Genomic DNA, 20,947 nt, shown 5'->3' on the forward strand with positions numbered 1-20,947 from the left:
TCAGGTACCGCAGAAAACGCCCGCGCAACCTCCGGTTGCCGGTTGCCGCACTGCAGCTGAATATCAGTGCAGGCGGCGGGCGTCAATAATATCAGAGACCTGGTTCAGGCGCGCCAGGACACGTCCCAGTACCTGATGGTTGTAGATCTCAATATCCATGTCGATGGTCGCCAGCTGCTTTTTAGTGTCGCTGCGGCTTGAGACGCCCAGTACATTCACTTTCTCGTTGGCAAGAATGGTGGTGATGTCACGCAGCAAGCCGCTGCGATCGTTGGCGGTGACGCGCACCACCAGCGAGTAACCGCTGGAGTAGCTCTCGCCCCATACGGCATCGACGATACGTTCCGGCGCATGTGAAATCAGTTCAGAGAGCTGGTCGCAGTCGGCGCGGTGAATGGAGATGCCGCGCCCCTGAGTGATGAAGCCGACAATATCATCGCCCGGAATCGGCTGACAGCAACGGGCAATGTGGTGCATCAGATTGCCCACACCCTCGACGACCACGCGCCCACTCTCTTTGCGTGCAGGCTGCGAGTACGATTTCTGGGTCAGCTGCCGCAGCGCTTCGCGATCTTCCTCTTCAGCACTCGGCTTGTTCAGCTTCGCCTGTAGGAAGTTAACCATCTGGTTAAGACGAATATCGCCGCCGCCAATCGCCGCCAGCAGCTCTTCCAGTGAGGTCACGTTGTAGCGCGGCAGAAGCAGTTTCTCTGCTTCGCGCAGGCTGATATCAAGCTGATTCAGTTCGTTATCCAGAATCTGCCGTCCGGCGATAATGTTCTTGTCGCGATCCTGCTTGCGGAACCAGTTGTGGATCTTTGAGCGTCCACGGCTGGTCGTGATATAGCCCAGATTCGGGTTGAGCCAGTCGCGGCTTGGGTTCGGCTGTTTCTGGGTGATCACTTCAACCTGATCGCCCATCTGCAGCTGATAGGTGAACGGCACGATGCGGCCACCGATTTTTGCACCGATGCAGCGGTGACCGATGTCACTATGAATATGATAGGCAAAGTCGAGCGGCGTCGAACCGGCCGGCAGATCCACCACGTCACCTTTCGGGGTAAAGACGTAAACCCGGTCGTCGAACACCTGGCTACGGACCTCTTCCAGCAGCTCGCCGGAGTCAGCCATCTCTTCCTGCCAGCTAATCAGCTTACGCAGCCAGGCAATACGCTCTTCGTGACCTGCTGCGCCGCGCGCGCTGCTGGAGGTTGGCCCCTCTTTATATTTCCAGTGCGCCGCCACGCCCAGCTCGGCATCTTCATGCATCTGGCGGGTACGGATCTGGATCTCCACCGTTTTGCCCTGCGGCCCTAACACCACCGTATGAATCGACTGATAGCCGTTGGGTTTTGGGTTAGCGACGTAGTCATCGAATTCGCTGGGCAGATGACGATAGAGGGTATGCACCGTGCCCAGCGCGCCGTAACAATCCTGCAGGCGATCCGCCACGATGCGCACCGCACGCACGTCAAACAGCTCATCGAAGGCCAGCGATTTTTTCTGCATCTTGCGCCAGATGCTGTAGATGTGTTTCGGACGTCCGTAGACTTCGGCGCGCACGCCCTCTTTAACCATCTCTTTGCGCAGATTGTTAACGAAGTTATCGATGTACTGCTCACGATCGATGCGACGCTCATGCAGTAATTTAGCAATGCGCTTATATTCGTCGGGATGCAGATAGCGGAAGCAGTAATCTTCCAGCTCCCATTTGAGCTGACCGATACCAAGACGGTTGGCCAGGGGCGCATAGATGTTGGTGCTCTCTTTGGCGGCCAGCACCCGCTCATCTTCCGGCGCATCTTTCATTTCGCGCAGGTTCATGATGCGTTCGGCCAGCTTGAGCACCACGCAGCGGAAATCTTCCACCATCGCCAGCAGCATGCGGCGGACGTTATCGACCTGTTCAGAGGCCATGGAGTCGTTGTGGATCGCTTTCAGCTGGCGGATGGCGTCCATATCGCGCACGCCGTGAACCAGCGAGACGATGCCTTTACCGACGGCGGTTTCCAGCTCCTCTTCACTCACCACTTCATCGTTAGCCAGCGGGAAAATCAGCGCCGCACACAGGCTTTCAATATCCATGCTGAGCATGGAGAGGATCTCCACCATCTCGATACCGCGCCACAGGAGCAGCGACTGATCGGGATGGCCCTGCGTCTGCGCTTCGCAGTAGCGCCAGGTCTCAGCAACGCGTTGACAGGATTGCGGGTTGGCAATACCGAGACTGGCGATCCACTGGTCGAGGGCGAAATCCCCCTCAGTATTTAAATGCGCACTTCTGACCGCAACCATAACCTCTCCTGCACAACGACATTCATCGCTTATGTTTTTCTGAACAGCACCATGGATTCGAGATGACGGGTATGTGGGAACATATCCAGCATCGCGACCCTTTCCAATTGGTAGCCTGCCGACAGCAATGTCTGGCTGTCGCGGGCGAGTGTTGTGGGATTACACGAAACATAGACCACGCGTTCTGGTGCAAGTTTAACCAAATGCGCCATGACGCCCGCAGCCCCGGCGCGTGCCGGATCGAGTAATACCTTGTTAAATCCCTGTGCCGCCCACGGCTGGCGCGACACCTCTTCTTCCAGATTATGCTGAAAGAAACTGACATTTTTAAGATTATTCAAATCAGCATTATACGCTGCCTGCCGCACTAATGCTGCAATCCCCTCCACACCAACGACATTTTGTACGAAGATTCCTACAGGAAGTGTGAAGTTTCCCATGCCGCAAAACAGATCCAGCACCCGGTCTTCCGGCTGCAGGTCGAGCCAGGCGATCGCCTTCGCGACCATCTGCTGATTAACCGCATCGTTAACCTGGATAAAATCCTGTGGGCTGAAGGTGAGCTTAAGCTGGTGCGAGTGATAAAACGGCACCGACTCACTTAACGCATTCAGTTCTTCTTCCCCCGCATCCAGGAACAGCATCAGCTGATGCTTATGCGAAAACTGTTCCAGTTTTTCACGATCATCGGCATGCAGCGCATCAAGATGGCGCAGAATCATCAGCGGGCCGTTATCCGCCAGCACCAGTTCCACATGTCCGAGACGCCTGACGGCGCGCAACGCACTGAGGCACTGGTGCAGCGGAACCAGTAACGCTTCAAGTTCGGGCGCTAAAATGGGGCAGTGCTGAATATCGACCAGATCGTTGCTGGCTTCCTGGCGGAAGCCCATCTGTAAGCGTTGCGCTTTATTTTGCCATTGCAGACCCAGACGGGCGCGACGGCGGTAGCCCCAGGGCTGACCGGCAATCACCTCATCTACCGCCACGTTCTGTGCTGCGGCCCTGCTCAGCATCCGGCTCAGCGCCTGGGCTTTGCTCTGCTGTTGCAGCGCCACATCCGCATGCTGCTGCTGACAGCCACCACAGCGTTCATAGTGCGGGCAGCGCGGCGTAACGCGGTCCGGACTGCGGCTAATCAGTCGTGTCACTTTCGCCCGGGCAAATTGACGTTTATCCTCTGTCAGTACGACCTCCGCCTGTTCACCCGGCAGAGCACCCGTGACAAAAAGGGTTTTACCCTTGTGACGCGCTACGCCCTGTCCGAACGGATCGAGCTCATCAATGGTGACGGTGATCCGTTGTTGCGTCGTCACGCGCTGTTTTGCAACGTAAAATTGCGCCATAGTGTTATTCATTCTCTTTATCGAAAACGGCCTGCATCGTTTTGTCGACCGCATGCACAGGGACGTTAATGCCGGAGTAGCCAGGCGACTATTATGACCAAATACAGCCTGCGGGCGCGAATGATGATTTTAATCCTGGCACCCACGCTGATGGTTGGCCTGCTGCTCAGCTCATTTTTTGTGGTGCACCGCTACAACGAACTGCAGCGCCAGGTGATCGATGCCGGAGCTAACATCATCGAACCACTGGCAATCTCCAGCGAATACAGCATGACCTGGCACAATCGGGATGCCATGCGTGAGCTGGTCAGCCTGCTGCACCGCCGCCATTCCGGCATCGTCCGGGCCATCTCGGTGTTTGATAATCATAATCAGCTCTATGTCACCTCGAACCACAAGCAAAACCTCAGCCTGCTGCAACAGGATGATATCCGCGCCCTGCCTGACGATGTCTCAATGGAGCGCCACGGCAGCCTATTAATTCTGCGCACGCCGATTACCTCCGAGCGTTACGATGTAGACGAATTACCGGATGAAGATGCCAAGCCCGCAGGCAATCCGCTGGGCTATGTGGCGATTGAACTGGATCTGCAGTCGGTGCGCCTGCAGCAGTACAAAGAGGTGTTTGTTGCCACGCTGATGCTGCTCTTCTGCCTCTGTCTTGCCATGCTGTTTGCTTATCGTCTGATGCGCGATGTTACCGGCCCGATCCGCAATATGGTCACCACCGTTGACCGCATCCGTCGCGGCCAGCTCGACAGCCGCGTTGAGGGCTACATGCTGGGTGAACTCAACATTCTGAAAAACGGCATTAACGCGATGGCGATGTCGCTGACCGCCTATCACGAAGAGATGCAGCACAATATCGACCAGGCAACCTACGATTTAAGAGAGACGCTGGAACAGCTGGAAATTCAGAACGTTGAACTGGATCTGGCGAAGAAACGCGCGCAGGAAGCCGCGCGTATTAAATCTGAGTTTCTGGCCAATATGTCGCATGAACTGCGAACGCCGCTCAATGGCGTACTGGGTTTTACCCGGCAGATGCTAAAAACCCAGCTGCGCACCACGCAGCGCGACTATATGCAAACCATTGAACGCTCAGCCAATAATCTGCTCAGTATTATCAACGACGTGCTCGATTTTTCGAAGCTGGAAGCGGGCAAGCTGATGCTGGAGGCGATCCCCTTCCCGCTGCGCGCCACGCTGGATGAAACCCTGGTGCTGCTGGCGCCGTCGGCGCATGAAAAGGGGCTGGAGCTGACGGTGGTGTGTGACAGCAGCGTGCCGGACAACGTGATTGGCGATGCGCTGCGACTGCAACAGATTCTGATCAACCTGATTGGTAACGCCATCAAGTTTACTGAGAAAGGATACATCGGCCTGCGCGTCGGACAGCGGGTGATTACCCAGTCGCGCGTCGAGCTGGAGATTCAGGTTGAGGATAGCGGTATCTCTGAGCAGCAACAGACACAGCTGTTCCAGGCGTTTCGTCAGGCTGACGCCAGCATTTCGCGGCGTCATGGCGGCACCGGGCTGGGTCTGGTCATCACCCAGAAGCTGGTGCGGGAGATGGGGGGGGAAATTACCTTCAGCAGCCAGCCGGATCAGGGTTCGACTTTTATGATTCGCGTGCAGCTGGATCTCAATCCCAATGCGCCCGGTATGCCCCGCGTGCTGGAAACGCTGTCCCAGGCGCGTATTGCTTATGTGGAAGCGGATGCTAACGTTGCCAGCGCCGCGCTGGAGATGCTGAGCGCCACCCCATTGCAGATCGACTACAGTGAAACGCTGGAGGGATTGAAAGCGTCTCACTATCCGCTACTCCTGATGGCGATGCCGGTCGGTATCAGCCAGCCTGAACTGCTTAATGAGCGCCTGATCAATGGGCTGCTGGATCGGGCAGACAACGTGCTGATGGCCCTTCCCAGCCCGATGATGTTGCTGGCTGATGAACTAAAAGTACGCGGCATTGACGGCTGCATCGCTAAACCGATCTCTCTGACGCGGCTTCTGCCGATGTTACTGGATATCCATACCCGCCAGGTCAGCGAACTGCCGCTGTCACCGCGACTGCCGCTGACGGTGATGGCGGTGGATGATAATCCCGCCAACCTCAAGCTGATTGGCGCGCTGCTGGAGGAGCAGGTGCAGAATATCCTGCTGTGCAGCAGCGCCGAACACGCCATCCGCGAAGCGCGTCAGCAGTCGCTGGATGTGATTCTGATGGATATTCAGATGCCTGAGATTGATGGCATTCGCGCCAGCGAAATTATCCGGGGTCTGCCGCATCACGCAAATACACCGATTGTGGCGGTGACCGCACATGCGATTGATGGCGAGCGTGAACAGCTGATCAAGGCGGGTATGAATGACTATCTTGCCAAGCCGATTGATGAGAGCAAGCTGAGACAGCTGCTGGCGCGCTATACGCCGCCGCCGGTGGTCTCCCTGCCGGAACTGCAGCCAATATTACCGACGCTGGACTGGCAGCTGGCGCTGCGTCAGGCGGCGAACAAACCCGAGCTGGCGCGCGATCTGCTACGAATGCTGCTGGAGTTTTTACCGGAAGTGCATGCGAAGATGGCGCAGTTTATGACGACCAATGAGGTCAACGCCCTGCGTGAAATTATTCACAAGCTGCACGGCAGTGCCAGCTACAGCGGCGTGCCGCGCATGAAGCAACTTTGTCATCAGCTGGAACGGGGGCTGCTGGAGGCCAGCGATATCGCCGCGCTGGAGCCGGAACTGCTGGAGCTGCAGGATGAGATGGAGAACGTCGCCAGAGAAGCCCGGCGACTGTTAGGGTTCGGGGAAGTCTGACCGGCCTGCTGCCACGCCAGCAATATGCGCAAACGCTAACCGGCAGGTGCTTTAGCTTCCGCTGACGCACACCTGCCGCCGAAGTCACGGACTGACGCCGTAAAACTATGCCTGACCACCTGCATCACCCTCTACAGATCACGGCCCGCATTGCATGGCCGGATAGTCCTGACGGTCAGTGGAATCCGGCCAGTTTCAGCGTCGCGGCTACGTTACGCGCCGTCATCTCGACATTCTTTCCGGCATTCGCGAGTGCCTCATCCAGCGTACAGATGCTGTAGAGCACGCTGAATACCGCATCAATCCCGTGCTGATGTACGACGCCGACATCCGCCGTCAGGCTTCCGGCGATGCCAATCACCGGCTTGTGAAAGCGCTTTGCCACGCTGGCGACTCCAATCGGCACCTTGCCATTGATACTCTGGCTGTCGATACGCCCTTCACCGGTAATCACCAGGTCAGCATCTTTGACCTCTTCAGCCAGCCCCAGCGCTTCAGTAACAATCTCAATGCCGCGCCGCAGCTCCGCCTGACAGAAGGCGTGCAGCGCCGCGCCCATGCCGCCCGCTGCGCCGCCGCCGGGAATATGCAGCACATCGATATCGAGATCGCGGTGAATAATCGCGGCGTAATGGGCCAGCGCCTGATCGAGCTGTTGCACCAGCGCCGGAGTCGCCCCTTTCTGCGGACCGAAAATGGCCGATGCACCCTCTTTGCCGGTCAGCGGATTTGTCACGTCACAGGCCACTTCGATGCGGCACTGATGGATACGGGCATCCAGGGCGTCAATATCAATGCTGGCGAGGTCAGAGAGTGCGCCGCCACCGTGACCAATCTCGTTGCCCTGGGCGTCGAGCAATCGGGCACCCAGCGCCTGCATCATCCCGGCACCGCCATCGTTGGTGGCGCTGCCGCCGATACCAATAATGATGTGAGCAACGCCTTTATCCAGTGCATTCCTGATCAACTCGCCGGTGCCAAACGATGTCGTTATCAGCGGGTCACGCTGTGAAGCGGGCACCCGCTCCAGTCCGCTGGCCGCCGCCATTTCGATATAGGCGGTGCGTTCATCTCCCGACAGACCGTAAAAGGCATCAACCTGCGTGCCCAGCGGACCTGTCACCTTCAACCTGACGATCTTTCCCTTCGTCGCCGCCACCATCGCTTCTACCGTGCCTTCGCCACCGTCGGCGACCGGTATTTTCACGTAATGCGCATCGGGGAAAATGTCACGGAAACCCGCTTCAATCGCCGATGCCACATCCAGGGCGGATAAACTCTCTTTATATGAATCCGGTGCGATTACGATTTTCATAGGCAATCCGAGCGCAGTTGAGTAATTGAAACGGCTCTTAACCAGTCCGGTTTCAGGAAACCGGCACCGGATTTTAGCGGGCGATTTCAACCTTCGCTAACTTCTCATAATAGCAGGCCAGCGCACTATGGTCGGCGGTACCCTGACCCTCGTTGCGCAGCGCCTGCATCATCTCCATCACCGCCGCCGTCAGCGGCAGATGCGCGCCGATGCTGTGCGAGGTATCCAGCGCGTTCGCCAGATCTTTGATATGCAGGTCGATACGAAAGCCCGGTTTGAAATTGCGGTCCATCACCATCGGCGCTTTGGCATCCAGTACCGTGCTGCCCGCCAGGCCACCGCGAATTGCCTGATAAACCAGATCCGGATTCACACCCGCTTTCGTCGCCAGCGACAGCGCCTCGGACATGGCCGCAATGTTCAGCGCCACAATCACCTGGTTTGCCAGCTTGGTAACGTTACCTGCACCGATGTCGCCGGTATGCACGACCGATCCCGCCATTGATTTCATGATGTCGTAGCAGGCATCGAACACCGCTTTATCGCCACCGACCATCACAGAGAGCGTGCCTTCAATCGCTTTAGGTTCACCGCCGCTGACCGGCGCATCCAGCATTTTGATGCCTTTTTCTGCCAGCGCATCATGGACTTCACGGCTCGCCAGCGGCGCAATCGAACTCATGTCGATCACCACCAGGCCCGGCTTCGCCCCTTCGACGATGCCATTTTTACCCAGGCAGACCTCGATCACCTGCGGCGAGTTAGGCACCATGGTAATCACCACGTCGCACTGTTCCGCCACTTCTTTAGGCGATTTCGCCACGGTCGCGCCCAGTTCCGTCAGCTCCGCTTCGTTTTCGGCGTTGTGATCGCGTACCACCAGCGAATAACCGGCTTTCACCAGATTTTTACTCATGGGTTTGCCCATAATGCCCAGGCCAATAAATCCAATTTTCATTGCGTTTCTCCTTGATCGATTAGCGCTTAAATTTGTCGCATAACGCCTGCGAGGCGTTGCGGAACATTCCGACATCGCTGCCGACGGCCACAAAGGTGGCTCCCCACTCCAGATAGCGACGCGCGTCCGCTTCCACCGGCGCCAGAATGCCGCTCGGCTTACCGGCCGCTTTGGCACGTTCAAAAATGTGTTTAATCACTTTCAGCACTTCAGGATGCGCAGGCTGGCCGAGATAGCCCAGCGCAGCGGAAAGATCGCCCGGCCCGACGAAAATACCGTCGACGCCATCCACCGCCGCGATGGCGTCAATGTTGTCGACCGCCTGCTGGGTTTCGATCTGCACCAGCACCGTGATGTTGTCATTAATGGTGCTGTTGTAATCCGGCAACGTGCCGTACATGTTGCTGCGGTGCGACACCGAGACACCGCGAATCCCGGCGGGCGGATAGCGGGTTGAGGCGACGGCACGCAGAGCTTCCTCTTCGGTTTCGACAAACGGCACCAGGAAATTGTTAAAGCCGATATCCAGCAGACGCTTAATGATCACCGGCTCGTTGCAGGGCGGACGCACCACGGGGGCGCTGTGGCTGCCTTTCAGCGCCATCAGCTGCGGCACAAAGGTCGTGATGTCGTTGGGCGCGTGTTCGCCATCCAGTACCAGCCAGTCGAAACCGGCCAGCCCCAGGATTTCAGTTGAGATCGGACTGGCCAGCGCACACCAGCTGCCAATCAGGGTGTCGCCCGCTAACAGGCGACGACGAAATCCATTGGGCCAGGCTGCATTACTCATGGTTGAACTCCTGTGACGGTGGCTCCGCGGCGGGAGCCAGAAAGGTTAACGTACCAGGCACGGGCGTTTATTGTCGAAAGTCCATCCCGGCACTAAAAATTGCATCGCTTCAGCATCGTCACGCGCGCCCAGCCCCTGCTTCTGATAGAGCGCATTGGCCTGCATCACCTGATCCATATCCAGCTCTACGCCAAGACCCGGCTTCTGCGGCACCTGCACCATACCGCCCTTGATCTGGAACGGCTCTTTGGTCAGGCGCTGATTGCCCTCCTGCCAGATCCAGTGGGTATCAATGGCGGTAATCGCGCCCGGTGCGGCGGCGGCCACGTGGGTAAACATGGCCAGCGAAACGTCGAAGTGGTTATTGGAGTGCGAACCCCAGGTCAGGCCGAAGTCGTGACACATCTGCGCCACGCGCACCGAACCCTGCATGGTCCAGAAGTGCGGATCGGCCAGCGGAATGTCCACCGACTGCAGCGACAGGGTATGCCCCATCTGCCGCCAGTCGGTGGCGATCATATTGGTGGCGGTGGGCATGCCGGTCGCACGGCGGAACTCCGCCATCACTTCACGCCCTGAGTAGCCCTGCTCTGCGCCACAGGGATCTTCTGCGTAGGCCAGCACATCTTTGAGCTGTTTGCCGAGCATGATCGCCTCGTTGAGTGACCAGGCCCCGTTGGGGTCGAGGGTAATGCGAGCTTCAGGAAAACGTTTTGCCAGCGCCGTAACCGCTTCGGCCTCTTCACCGCCGCGCAGCACGCCACCTTTAAGTTTGAAGTCGTTAAAACCATATTTCTCATAGGCCGCTTCCGCCAGACGCACTACCGCATCCGGCGTTAACGCCTCTTCGTGGCGCAGGCGATACCAGTCGCACGGATCATTCTGCTGGTTCTGATAAGAGAGCGAGGTTTTAGTGCGGTCGCCGATGTAGAACAGGTAACCGAGCATCTCAACACGGTCACGCTGCTGCCCGTCACCCAGCAGCGAGGCGACGTTGACGCCCAGGTGCTGACCCAGCAGATCAAGCAGCGCCGCTTCGATGCCGGTTACCACATGAATCGTGGTGCGCAGATCAAAGGTCTGGTTGCCGCGGCCACTCGCATCGCGGTCAGCAAAAGTACTGCGCACCAGACTGAGGGTATTTTTGTACTCACCCAGCGTTTTGCCGATCACCAGCGAGGCGGCATCTTCCAGCGTCTGACGGATTTTCTCGCCGCCCGGAATTTCACCGACGCCGGTATGTCCGGCGTTATCTTTGATAATCACAATGTTGCGGGTAAAGAATGGCGAGTGAGCGCCACTGAGGTTCAGCAGCATGCTGTCATAGCCTGCGACCGGAATAACCTGCATGGCGGTCACTTTCGGTGTTGAACTCATCTCCTGCTCCTTATGCTGTTTTCCGGCCGAATGCCGGGCGCTTGCGATCAAAAGTCCAGCCGGGGATCAGATACTGCATCGCCGTCGCGTCGTTACGTGCACCGGCGGGCAGTGACTGATAAAGCTGATTGGCTTTGTTTACCTGGTCCCAGTCGAGCTCAATGCCCAGACCCGGTGCATCCGGTACGGCGATTTTTCCATTGCGGATTTGCAGCGGATTTTTCGTCAGGCGCTGATCGCCCTCCTGCCAGATCCAGTGGGTATCAATCGCGGTGGGATTGCCCGGCACCGCCGCACCCACATGGGTGAACATCGCCAGGGAAATATCGAAGTGATTATTAGAGTGGCAACCCCAGGTGAGGCCCCACTCATCGCACAGCTGGGCGACACGCACGGCACCGCTCAGCGTCCAGAAGTGTGGATCCGCCAGCGGAATATCGACCGCATTCAGCATCACCGCGTGGTTCATCTCGCGCCAGTTGGTGGCGATCATGTTGGTGGCGACCGGCAGGCCGGTGGCGCGCCGGAACTCGGCCATGACTTCACGCCCCGAATAGCCCTGCTCTGCGCCGCAGGGATCTTCGGCGTAGCTCAGCACATCCTGCATCCCTTTACACAGCGCTATCGCCTCATCCAGCAGCCAGGCCCCATTGGGGTCAACTGTAATGCGCGCATCGGGAAAGCGCTGCTTCAGCGCTGCCGCCGTGGCGATCTCCTGCTCACCCGGCAGCACGCCACCTTTGAGTTTGAAATCTTTAAAGCCGTACCTATCCTGTGCTGCCTCAGCCAGCCGCACCACGGCATCGCTGCTTAGCGCTTCCTGATGGCGCAGGTGATACCAGTCGTGACTGGCCTGCTCACCAGTGAGATAGGGCAGATCGGTTTTGCGCCGATCGCCGAGATAGAACAGATAGCCCAGCACCGTCACTTCATCACGCTGTTTGCCCGGCCCCAGCAGCTCAGCCACCGGGACGCCCAGACACTGTCCCAGCAGATCGAGCAGCGCCGCTTCGAGCGCGGCCACCGCATTGACGCGCAGCTCAAAAGTCCAGGCACCGTTGCCAAAAGTGGTGAAGTCAGCCGACTGATTCCCTTTGTGTACCTGCTGCACCAGACTGTTCATGCGGGCAATCTGCTGGCCTAAAACCCGCGGAATCGCCTCCACCAGCGTCTGATAGATGGTGTCACCGCCGGGCGCTTCACCCACGCCGGTGTGGCCGGCGCTGTCGGTGAGGACCACAATGTTGCGGGTAAAACAGGCGTTGTGGGCACCGCCAATATTAAGCAGCATGCTGTCGTAACCGGCGACCGGGATAACCCGCATCTCCGTGATTACCGGGGAACTTTGCGTATTCATGATGCATCCTTACCGTGCCAGGATTTCAGTTCGACACGTTTGATATCACCGGCAATCACCAGGAAGCTGAATGCCGCAACAAAGGCATGAATGCCGACATAGACCAGTGCACCTTCAAAGGAACCACTGGTGGCGATGATGTAGCCGATAGCAATGGGGGTCACGATGCCGGAGAAGTTACCGAACATGTTAAACAGGCCGCCGCTGAGTCCGCTGATCTCTTTCGGTGCGGTATCCGCCATCACCGCCCAGCCCAGCGCACCAATGCCTTTACCAAAGAACGCCAGTGCCATAAAGAACACCACCACCCATTCGGTCTCGGTGTAGTTACACATCACCATCGAAATAGAGAGCAGCATGCCGAGCACGATCGGCGTTTTACGCGCGATATTCAGCGAGCCGGTTTTACGCATCAGCCAGTCGGAGATAACTCCGCCCAGCACGCCGCCCAGGAAGCCGCACACTGCCGGAATCGAAGCAATAAAGCCCGCTTTCAGAATCGACATGCCGCGCGCCTGCACCAGATAGACCGGGAACCAGGTGATGAAAAAATAGGTTAAGGCGTTAACACAGTACTGACCGAGGTAGATACCCAGCATCATGCGTGACGTCAGCAGCTGCTTAATCTGAAACCACTTCTCGCTCCAGCTCACCTTGCGGGTATCCTTTTTGACATCCATGTTGATCAGCGCGCCGCCCTGCTCCATGTACTCCAGTTCAGCTTTGTTCACGCCGGGGTGATCGGTGGGATCGTGGATCACTTTCAGCCAGATAAAGCTGAGGATGATGCCCAGGCCACCCATGAACCAGAACACATGCGCCCAGCCCACTTCAGAGACCAGCCAGCCCATGATGGGTGCAAAGATCACGGTGGCGAAGTATTGCGCGGAGTTGAAGATCGCCACTGCCGTGCCGCGCTCCTGCGCCGGGAACCAGGCGGCCACAATCCGGCTGTTGCCGGGGAAGGAAGGCGCTTCAGCCAGACCCACCAGGAAACGCAGAATAAACAGCGACATGATGATGCCGAAGCCGCTGAAGATATCCACGAAGCCCTGCAGCAGCGTAAACAGCGACCAGGTAAAGATGCTCCAGAAGTAGACGCGTTTAGAGCCGAAGCGATCGAGCAGCCAGCCGCCCGGAATCTGGCCAATAACATACGCCCATGAGAAGGCAGAGAAGATATAGCCAAGTCCGACCGAATCGAGGCCGATATCTTTGGACATCGCGGAACCGGCAATCGAGATGGTTGCGCGGTCACCGTAGTTGAATGAGGTGACGATAAATAACATCACCACAATCCAGTAGCGGGCATTGGTGCGCTTCTGCACCGTTTCCGCGGTCTGGCTGAAACTATTCATGATGCACTCCTGAAATATAGCGTGAGCTACATTCGCTCTGACTACATACACATCGCGTTGGGTATCAGAGAGAAGTTGGGTTAAACACGGCGATCTTTTTGTTCTGGCAAACCTTTATTTATCCATCTGCGAGGTGGCAGCCAATGCGCTTCTGCGACCTTTGCGGATGAGTAATACGTCGTGACAGATAACCTGACTTTGGCTAACGGAACCCAGTATAAGAACAGCCTGAAGCGAGCACATTGGCACATCGCCCTGGAATAATGCCCGTGCAGAAGTGATTGTGTGGCGGATGCACAAAACCCTGCGGGATGGCTCACGAAAGCGGCAAATAACCGAGCAATAACCGCCTCAGGTAACGCTTTCCCCCGCTGTTTGTGAGGCTCTTCACTTGCTTCTGGATAATCGCCCCAAATCGATAAGGCGAATTGTCTCAATGGTGGTCATTTGCACAATGCGCGCCCTGCTCCGCCTCCCTATACTGAAGATGGCAAACAAACGTGTGACAGGTCAGAACATTACAGCGTGCCGCACAAGTACGGCACGACAGACGGGAAGGTGAGCGATGTACCCCAAAACAGATGAACAACCGCTCTATATCAAAGTCCATGAGCACGACAATGTGGCGATAGTGGTTAACAGCCTGGGCCTGCCGGCTGGCACGCAGTTTGCGGATGGCCTGACACTTACGGAGCATGTGCCACAGGGTCACAAAGTCGCGCTGCGCGCGATTAACCAGGGTGCAGAGATCGTGCGTTACGGCGAAGTCATCGGCTATGCATTACGGGATATTGCCCAGGGCAGCTGGATTGATGAGTCGCTGGTCGCGTTGCCGGAAGCGCCTCCGCTGGCGAGTCTGCCGTTAGCCACGCAGGTTCCACCTGAATTGCCGCCGCTGGAAGGCTATACCTTTGAAGGTTATCGCAATGCGGATGGCAGCGTCGGCACGCGTAACCTGCTCGGCATCACCACCAGCGTCCACTGCGTGGCCGGTGTGGTGGATCATGTCGTACAGATCATTGAACGGGATTTACTGCCGCGCTACCCGAATGTGGATGGCGTGGTCGCGCTCAATCACCTTTATGGCTGCGGCGTGGCGATTAATGCACCCGCGGCGGTGGTGCCGATTCGCACCATTCATAACCTGGCGCTGAATGCCAATTTCGGTGGCGAAGTGATGATCGTCAGCCTGGGCTGTGAGAAGTTACAGCCGGAGCGTCTGCTGACCGGCACGCCCGACGTGCAGGCGATTTCGCTGGACGATCATGACATTGTGCGCCTGCAGGATGAGAAGCTGGTCGGTTTTGGGGCGATGGTAAATGAGATTCTGCAGGTAGCGGAGCGCCATCTCCAGCGGCTGAATCAGCGCCAGCGCGAAACCTGTTCTGCTGCAGAACTGATTGTCGGCATGCAGTGCGGTGGCAGCGATGCATTCTCAGGCGTAACGGCGAATCCGGCAGTGGGTTTCGCGTCTGATTTGCTGGTGCGCTGCGGTGCGACGGTGATGTTTTCGGAAGTCACTGAAGTGCGTGATGCGATTCACCTGCTGACGCCGCGGGTGATTAATCAGGAAGTCGGTAAGCGCTTACTGGAGGAGATGGCCTGGTATGACAACTACCTCGACCAGGGCCAGACCGATCGCAGCGCGAATCCGTCGCCGGGCAATAAAAAAGGCGGTCTGGCGAACGTGGTGGAAAAAGCGTTGGGGTCGATCGCCAAATCGGGGCGCAGCGCCATTGTCGAAGTGCTCTCGCCCGGTCAGCGACCTACGCGACGTGGCCTGATCTACGCGGCGACGCCCGCCAGCGATTTTGTCTGCGGTACGCAGCAGCTGGCATCCGGTATCACGCTACAGGTGTTTACTACCGGCCGCGGAACGCCCTACGGTCTGGCTGCGATTCCGGTCATCAAGATGGCAACGCGCAATGCGCTGGCCGAGCGCTGGCACGATCTGATGGATATTAATGCCGGCACGATTGCGACCGGTGAAGAGAGTATTGAGCAGGTGGGCTGGCGATTGTTTGAGTTGATTCTGGACATTGCCAGTGGCAGGAAGCAGACCTGGTCCGATCGCTGGGGCATCCGTAATCAGCTGGCGGTGTTTAACCCGGCACCGGTGACCTGATATCGCACGCCAGGCTTATCCTTATGCTGCGATAAGCCTGGCGTTGCCATCAGAGCTGCGCGCCCCAGGCTTCAACCCACGGAGAGGTCACCGCTTCCGGCTCAGGATTTTCGGTGGCATCAACCAGTAACACTTCACCGACCCGCTGTGCGCCCTGCTCCTGCAGCAGCGCATCGAAAGTTTTACCCGCGCCACAAAAATGGTCATAACTGCTGTCACCCAGCGCAATCACGCCATAGCGCAACGCAGGCTGATGACCGAGCTTATCTTTAACCGCATGGAACAGGCCTGAAATCGTATCCGGAAAATCGCCCTGTCCGGTGGTTGAGGTGACAATTAACGCCACGTCGCTGGCATAGTTCTGCCAGTCTGCCAGCGTCGGATCGTCAAACACGGTGACGCTATGACCCTGCTGCTGCAGAAGGGGCTCTGCTTCTTCCGCTACCAGCAGCGCATTGCCGTATACCGTCCCTACAAAAATGCCAATCTTTGCCATCTGCTTTCTCCCTTATTCTGAAACGTTATCCTGTCCTGGCGCTGCGTTAAACTCAACCCGCGGCACCTCAGGAATGCGATCCTGCCAGCCAAACTGGTTCATCACGTTCTGCCAGACGCCATCCAGCCCGGCACGGATCAGTAAAGGTTCACCGGTCACCGGATGGGTGAGTGCCAGGCTGCTGGCGTGCAGCATCAGCCGGTTAGCGCCAAAGTGTTCAGCGGCACCCCGGTTCTGGCGCAGATCGCCGTGCGCCGAATCGCCAATAATCGGATGACGCAGGTGCGACATATGACGACGCAGTTGATGTTTGCGGCCGGTTTTAGGGGCCATTTCGACCAGGCTGTAACGCGAAGTAGGATAGCGGCCAATGCCGACCGGCATCTCGACCGTCGCCAGTGACTGATAATCGGTGACGGCGGGCTGTGCGGTGCGCGCTTCAGTGGCGTGCCTGTCAGCAATTTTATCCAGCTCTTCCACCAGCGGATAGTCGAGCGTTCCGCTGCTCTCCAGCCAGCCGCGTACCACGGCATGATAGGTTTTCTGCATCTGATGCTGTTCGAACTGCAGGGAAAGCAGACGACCGGCTTCGCTTGAAAGCCCCATCAGCAGTACGCCTGAGGTGGGTTTGTCCAGGCGATGCGCGGTAAACACATGCTGTCCAATCTGGTCGCGAACGGTCTGCATCACAAACACGGTTTCATGGCGATCCAGCCAGCTGCGGTGAACCAGCCAGCCGCTGGGCTTGTTGACGGCAACCAGCCACTCATCCTGATAGAGTATCTCCAGCATCAGTGGGCTGCATCCTTGATTAACGCGTCAAGCTGACGCAGGGTCAGCAGCAGCGGCGCAATACCGGGCTGGTCAGGCACCAGCGCAACCTCGTAGTAGGGAGCAACCGCAAAATTTTGCGGTAACGGATGCTGAGCAGCAATCAGGGCATGCATCCGCGGGACCAGCACCCACTGGAGCCACTGCAGCGGCTCCAGCGTATCCAGGCAAAAGGGTTCACGGCTCTCGAGCGCGTCTTCGGCCGGAGGGGTACTCTGCCAGAGATGGTGCTCACGCATCACCGCTTCCAGTTGCTCCAGCCGTTGCGTAATCAATTGTTCAGGCGTCATGCGCCACCTCCGGCAAGCAGTCAAAAATGGGCGGCAAGCATATCACTTGTTGGCACAGGCACAAAAAAAGGGAGCACTGTATAAACAGTGCTCCCGGTTCGTTTGCAGCCATCCTGCTACGTTTTTGCTCCCTGCTCTTCCATGACAACTTGTCCAGTGCGAACTCCTGTCGCGCATCGTCCTGATGTATCCTTAGCATCCTGGCCCACCACCTCTTCTGAGGGGGTTCTCATTCTCCATCCTGGAGGTGTCCCTTGCTCACTCCTGAGCGATCCTGTTTCATCCTGAAACCTTCCGTGTGCCGTAAGCTCCGTTACGTTCCTGCCTCCTGGCTTATCATCATCCTGACGATATCTGTTTCCTGAGCATCCTGCAGTGAGAAACATTTTGACAGAACTCGTTACGCGCACAAGGTACTTACAGCGAAACTTTACGAAATGTGCTGCACAAATTCAGATTAACGCCATTAAGTTGATGATTCACAATATTTTTACATCATGGCCTTCCGGATGTCTCAACTGTTATATGGCGATCTCTCACAGTATATGTAAGAGATGTCTCACAAGCCAGGCGGCAAATCACTGCAATTCAGATGATAACCGGTTGTAATGACTTAAGAAATATCTCAAGACTTTCTGCCAGTACCACGCGCTGTTTACGACCAGGCTGCTCCAGAATTACTTCGCCGCTGAGATTAGACAGGGAGATGATCTCCTCCTCTGAATCGGTGGTGGCAATGAATAGCGTAGGCGACTGTCTGAGGCGGCGCTGCATCACCAGATGCCCAATCAGATTCTCCTGTAATCGCAGGAAATCCTCTTCACTCCACACCTGCAAAAGGGTCAGCTGATTCTCACCAAAACGGGCCTGCATATCGCCGGCAAACTGCGTGGTATAGAACGCCGTGATCGGCGGCTGAAGCTGGATGTCGACCGCCCGCTCAATCGCATCCAGCGTCGTTGGCAGACTAAACGGCTGCGGCTGCCAGATGACCCGCTGCTCGCGATCTTCAAGTGCACAGGGCGAAGGAACGCCATAGAGATCGCTGCTGGCCGGCGCATGCCCGGTATGCTGAAGCCAGTGCTGGCAGTATCGGGTGGTAAAGTCGCGCAACGCGGCGGCAGTTTGCTGCATCATTCATATTCTCACTTCTGATAGGTTACACTTAGCCACTTTGATTAATTTTGGTGGTAACCGCAATGACTACTCACGAACAGGATCAGGCGCTCAGTAACCTGACGCTGGGCAAACCCACAGCCTATCACGATCGGTATGACAACAGCTTACTGCAGGCGGTGCCGCGCAGCCTGAACCGTGAACCGCTTGGCCTGTTTCCCGACAGTCTGCCCTTTACCGGCAGCGATATCTGGACCCTGTATGAACTCTCGTGGCTCAACAGCAAAGGTCTGCCACAGGTTGCCGTTGGCGAAGTGGTGCTGGATGCGCAAAGCCGTAATCTTATCGAGTCGAAAAGCTTCAAGCTCTACCTGAACAGTTTCAATCAGACCCGCTTTGCCGACTGGGGTGAGGTTCGTCAGACGCTGGAGCGGGATCTGAGTGCCTGCGCTGAAGGGGAAGCGCGGGTCGCGTTGTTCCGTCTCAATGAAATAGAAGGTCAGCCGATTGGTCATTTTGAGGGTTGCTGCATCGATGAGCAGGATATCGCCATAGAGGATTACCGCTTCAATGCTGACTATCTGGCGGATGCCGCAGGCAGCGAAATCGTTGAAGAGACGCTGGTCAGCCATCTGCTCAAGTCGAACTGCCTGATTACCAACCAGCCCGACTGGGGCTCGGTGATGATCCGCTATAAAGGCCCGCGTATCGCGCGTGAAGCACTGCTGCGCTATCTGGTCTCATTCCGTCAGCACAACGAATTTCACGAGCAGTGTGTTGAGCGCATCTTTAACGATGTGATGCGATTCTGCCATCCGGAAGCGCTGACGGTCTATGCGCGCTACACCCGTCGTGGCGGGCTGGATATTAACCCGTGGCGCACCAATGTGCCCTTCTCGCCCGGTTTTTCGCGGCTGGTCCGTCAGTAGTTTGCGAGACTTCTCTCAGGCTGGGCGCCGTAAGCGCAGTTCCGCTTGAGCTGTGCGGGCCGACAAGGCTACTCTGGTGAAGGCGGCAATCTGCGGGTTGCCGACCAGGGATTTTCGTCACTGCCGTTGCAGTGCCAACACGCACCCAGGCGGGTGTAAAGGAGTTCATTTGATTACCCATATCAGCCCACTTGGCTCAATGGATCTGCTTTCGCAGCTGGAAGTCGACATGCTCAAGCGCACAGCCAGCAGCGACCTCTACCAGCTGTTTCGCAATTGCTCTCTGGCCGTGCTTAACTCCGGCAGCCAGACTGACAGCAGCCACGAACTGCTCTCACGCTTTGAGAATTTCGACATCAACGTGCTGCGCCAGGAGCGCGGCGTCAAACTGGAACTGATCAATCCGCCGGAAGAGGCGTTCGTGGATGGCCGCATCATCCGCTCACTGCAGGCTAACCTGTTTGCGGTGCTGCGTGACATCCTGTTTGTCAGCGGCCAGCTCAACATACCGGGCCGGTTAAGTGCAGCCGATGAGAATGATTCCGCCACCATTACCAACACGGTGTTTTCCATTCTGCGTAATGCGCGGGCTCTGCATATCGGCGAGTATCCCAACACCGTAGTCTGCTGGGGTGGTCACTCAATCAACGCCGTTGAGTATCAGTATTGCCGCAATGTCGGTACGCAGCTTGGACTGCGTGAGCTGAATATCTGTACCGGCTGCGGGCCGGGCGTGATGGAAGCGCCGATGAAAGGCGCAGCAGTTGGCCATGCTCAGCAGCGCTATCGCGACAGCCGCTTTATCGGCCTCACCGAACCCTCAATCATTGCAGCTGAACCGCCGAATCCACTGGTGAATGAGCTGATCATCATGCCGGACATTGAAAAACGTCTGGAAGCGTTTGTGCGTATCGCCCACGGCATCATCATTTTCCCTGGCGGCGTCGGTACGGCTGAAGAGCTGCTCTATCTACTGGGCATCCTGATGAATCCGCAGAACAACAATCAGGTGTTGCCGCTGATTCTGACCGGGCCGAAAGAGAGCGCCGATTACTTCCGCGTGCTGGATGATTTCATCGTTAACACACTGGGTGAACAGGCGCGTAAGCATTACCAGATCATCATTGATGACGCGGCAGAAGTGGCGCGTCTGATGAAGAAAGCGATGCCGCAGGTGAAAGAGAACCGTCGTGAAACCGGCGATGCGTACAGCTTTAACTGGTCGATTCGCATTGAGCCCGATCTGCAGGTGCCGTTCATGCCAACCCATGAAAATATGGCCAACCTCAATCTCTATACCAATCAGCCTCCCGAGAAGCTGGCTGCCGACCTGCGCCGCGCCTTCTCAGGTATCGTCGCCGGTAATGTTAAAGAGATGGGCATCCGCGAAATCCGCGAGAAGGGACGCTACAGACTGCATGGCGATCCCGACATCATGCACCGCATGGATGAGCTGCTACAGGGATTCGTTGCCCAGCAACGCATGAAACTGCCAGGCACCGCCTACATCCCCTGCTACGAAATTATCAAATAACCCAGGA

Annotated in this window: 16 protein-coding genes; 4 read left to right on the forward strand and 12 right to left on the reverse strand. The window is 57.1% G+C overall.

Features of this window, described 5'->3' with window-relative positions; translation table 11 throughout:
* Positions 1 to 63 precede the first annotated feature (63 nt).
* Together relA and rlmD are read right to left on the reverse strand one after the other, a co-directional pair.
* Positions 64 to 2,295: a GTP diphosphokinase gene (gene relA / locus FA92_RS14085; RefSeq protein WP_013358883.1), complete on the reverse strand. Its 2,232-nt coding sequence runs from the start codon at positions 2,293 to 2,295 to the stop codon at positions 64 to 66.
* Between the two features lie 29 nt (positions 2,296 to 2,324).
* The gene (gene rlmD, locus FA92_RS14090; protein WP_033783971.1) at positions 2,325 to 3,641 is read right to left on the reverse strand and encodes a 23S rRNA (uracil(1939)-C(5))-methyltransferase RlmD; all 1,317 of its coding nucleotides are present in this window, start codon (positions 3,639 to 3,641) and stop codon (positions 2,325 to 2,327) included.
* Between the two features lie 93 nt (positions 3,642 to 3,734).
* Between rlmD and barA the strand changes: the two genes are divergently transcribed.
* Positions 3,735 to 6,464, forward strand: a complete 2,730-nt coding sequence (gene barA / locus FA92_RS14095; RefSeq protein WP_033783972.1) for a two-component sensor histidine kinase BarA — start codon at positions 3,735 to 3,737, stop codon at positions 6,462 to 6,464.
* 175 nt (positions 6,465 to 6,639) lie between these two features.
* Here the strand turns inward: barA and FA92_RS14100 are convergent, their stop codons facing one another.
* The 6 genes from FA92_RS14100 to FA92_RS14125 all read right to left on the reverse strand — a co-directional run bounded on the left by FA92_RS14100 (position 6,640) and on the right by FA92_RS14125 (position 13,619).
* Complete coding sequence (locus FA92_RS14100; protein ID WP_033783973.1) at positions 6,640 to 7,779, reverse strand: glycerate kinase; 1,140 nt, start codon at positions 7,777 to 7,779, stop codon at positions 6,640 to 6,642.
* Between the two features lie 73 nt (positions 7,780 to 7,852).
* Positions 7,853 to 8,737 carry a 2-hydroxy-3-oxopropionate reductase gene (garR, locus tag FA92_RS14105; RefSeq protein ID WP_013358887.1) on the reverse strand — a complete coding sequence of 295 codons (885 nt, stop codon included), beginning with the start codon at positions 8,735 to 8,737 and terminating at the stop codon, positions 7,853 to 7,855.
* A gap of 19 nt (positions 8,738 to 8,756) precedes the next feature.
* Positions 8,757 to 9,527: a 2-dehydro-3-deoxyglucarate aldolase gene (gene garL, locus FA92_RS14110; protein ID WP_013358888.1), complete on the reverse strand. Its 771-nt coding sequence runs from the start codon at positions 9,525 to 9,527 to the stop codon at positions 8,757 to 8,759.
* A gap of 45 nt (positions 9,528 to 9,572) precedes the next feature.
* A complete protein-coding gene (gene gudD / locus FA92_RS14115; RefSeq protein ID WP_033783974.1) occupies positions 9,573 to 10,904 on the reverse strand; it encodes a glucarate dehydratase in 1,332 nt (443 codons plus the stop codon).
* A 10-nt stretch (positions 10,905 to 10,914) separates the two neighbouring features.
* Positions 10,915 to 12,261, reverse strand: a complete 1,347-nt coding sequence (locus FA92_RS14120) for an enolase C-terminal domain-like protein (protein ID WP_033783975.1) — start codon at positions 12,259 to 12,261, stop codon at positions 10,915 to 10,917.
* Positions 12,258 to 13,619, reverse strand: a complete 1,362-nt coding sequence (locus FA92_RS14125) for an MFS transporter (RefSeq protein WP_033733627.1) — start codon at positions 13,617 to 13,619, stop codon at positions 12,258 to 12,260. The genes FA92_RS14120 and FA92_RS14125 overlap by 4 nt, the downstream gene beginning before the upstream one ends.
* 565 nt (positions 13,620 to 14,184) lie before the next feature.
* Here FA92_RS14125 and garD point away from each other — a divergent pair.
* Positions 14,185 to 15,744: a galactarate dehydratase gene (gene garD / locus FA92_RS14130; protein WP_013358892.1), complete on the forward strand. Its 1,560-nt coding sequence runs from the start codon at positions 14,185 to 14,187 to the stop codon at positions 15,742 to 15,744.
* Positions 15,745 to 15,793: 49 nt separating this feature from the next.
* On the opposite strand, the gene FA92_RS14135 is transcribed toward garD, so the two are convergent.
* From FA92_RS14135 to syd, 4 genes are all read right to left on the reverse strand, one after another.
* Entirely contained in the window at positions 15,794 to 16,240 is a 447-nt protein-coding gene (locus tag FA92_RS14135) for a flavodoxin (protein ID WP_013358893.1), read from the reverse strand.
* A gap of 12 nt (positions 16,241 to 16,252) precedes the next feature.
* Positions 16,253 to 17,032 carry a tRNA pseudouridine(65) synthase TruC gene (gene truC / locus FA92_RS14140; protein WP_033783976.1) on the reverse strand — a complete coding sequence of 260 codons (780 nt, stop codon included), beginning with the start codon at positions 17,030 to 17,032 and terminating at the stop codon, positions 16,253 to 16,255.
* Positions 17,032 to 17,361 (reverse strand): YqcC family protein, encoded by a 330-nt coding sequence (locus tag FA92_RS14145; protein ID WP_033783977.1) that lies wholly within the window; start codon positions 17,359 to 17,361, stop codon positions 17,032 to 17,034. Before FA92_RS14145 ends, truC begins: the two co-directional genes overlap by 1 nt.
* A 588-nt stretch (positions 17,362 to 17,949) precedes the next feature.
* On the reverse strand, positions 17,950 to 18,498 hold the full coding sequence (syd, locus tag FA92_RS14155) for a SecY-interacting protein (RefSeq protein ID WP_033783978.1): 549 nt from the start codon (positions 18,496 to 18,498) through the stop codon (positions 17,950 to 17,952).
* 62 nt (positions 18,499 to 18,560) lie between these two features.
* Here syd and queF point away from each other — a divergent pair, with 62 nt between their 5' ends.
* Both queF and ppnN read left to right on the forward strand, forming a co-directional pair.
* The gene (gene queF, locus FA92_RS14160) at positions 18,561 to 19,406 is read left to right on the forward strand and encodes an NADPH-dependent 7-cyano-7-deazaguanine reductase QueF (protein ID WP_013358897.1); all 846 of its coding nucleotides are present in this window, start codon (positions 18,561 to 18,563) and stop codon (positions 19,404 to 19,406) included.
* Between the two features lie 169 nt (positions 19,407 to 19,575).
* Positions 19,576 to 20,940, forward strand: a complete 1,365-nt coding sequence (gene ppnN, locus FA92_RS14165) for a nucleotide 5'-monophosphate nucleosidase PpnN (RefSeq protein WP_033783979.1) — start codon at positions 19,576 to 19,578, stop codon at positions 20,938 to 20,940.
* Positions 20,941 to 20,947: the final 7 nt, after the last annotated feature.

The organism is Pantoea sp. 9140 (genome assembly GCF_000745295.1).
Lineage (GTDB): Bacteria > Pseudomonadota > Gammaproteobacteria > Enterobacterales > Enterobacteriaceae > Pantoea > Pantoea vagans.

Bases quoted from the DNA above. Each gene is read 5' to 3' on its own strand.
- garD (WP_013358892.1), top strand. From the start codon at position 14,185: ATGTACCCCAAAACAGATGAACAACCGCTCTATATCAAAGTCCATGAG.
- FA92_RS14125 (WP_033733627.1), bottom strand. From the start codon at position 13,619: ATGAATAGTTTCAGCCAGACCGCGGAAACGGTGCAGAAGCGCACCAAT.
- FA92_RS14145 (WP_033783977.1), bottom strand. From the start codon at position 17,361: ATGACGCCTGAACAATTGATTACGCAACGGCTGGAGCAACTGGAAGCG.
- FA92_RS14100 (WP_033783973.1), bottom strand. From the start codon at position 7,779: ATGAAAATCGTAATCGCACCGGATTCATATAAAGAGAGTTTATCCGCC.
- gudD (WP_033783974.1), bottom strand. From the start codon at position 10,904: ATGAGTTCAACACCGAAAGTGACCGCCATGCAGGTTATTCCGGTCGCA.
- barA (WP_033783972.1), top strand. From the start codon at position 3,735: ATGACCAAATACAGCCTGCGGGCGCGAATGATGATTTTAATCCTGGCA.
- garR (WP_013358887.1), bottom strand. From the start codon at position 8,737: ATGAAAATTGGATTTATTGGCCTGGGCATTATGGGCAAACCCATGAGT.
- garL (WP_013358888.1), bottom strand. From the start codon at position 9,527: ATGAGTAATGCAGCCTGGCCCAATGGATTTCGTCGTCGCCTGTTAGCG.
- rlmD (WP_033783971.1), bottom strand. From the start codon at position 3,641: ATGGCGCAATTTTACGTTGCAAAACAGCGCGTGACGACGCAACAACGG.
- FA92_RS14120 (WP_033783975.1), bottom strand. From the start codon at position 12,261: ATGAATACGCAAAGTTCCCCGGTAATCACGGAGATGCGGGTTATCCCG.
- queF (WP_013358897.1), top strand. From the start codon at position 18,561: ATGACTACTCACGAACAGGATCAGGCGCTCAGTAACCTGACGCTGGGC.
- syd (WP_033783978.1), bottom strand. From the start codon at position 18,498: ATGATGCAGCAAACTGCCGCCGCGTTGCGCGACTTTACCACCCGATAC.
- relA (WP_013358883.1), bottom strand. From the start codon at position 2,295: ATGGTTGCGGTCAGAAGTGCGCATTTAAATACTGAGGGGGATTTCGCC.
- FA92_RS14135 (WP_013358893.1), bottom strand. From the start codon at position 16,240: ATGGCAAAGATTGGCATTTTTGTAGGGACGGTATACGGCAATGCGCTG.
- truC (WP_033783976.1), bottom strand. From the start codon at position 17,032: ATGCTGGAGATACTCTATCAGGATGAGTGGCTGGTTGCCGTCAACAAG.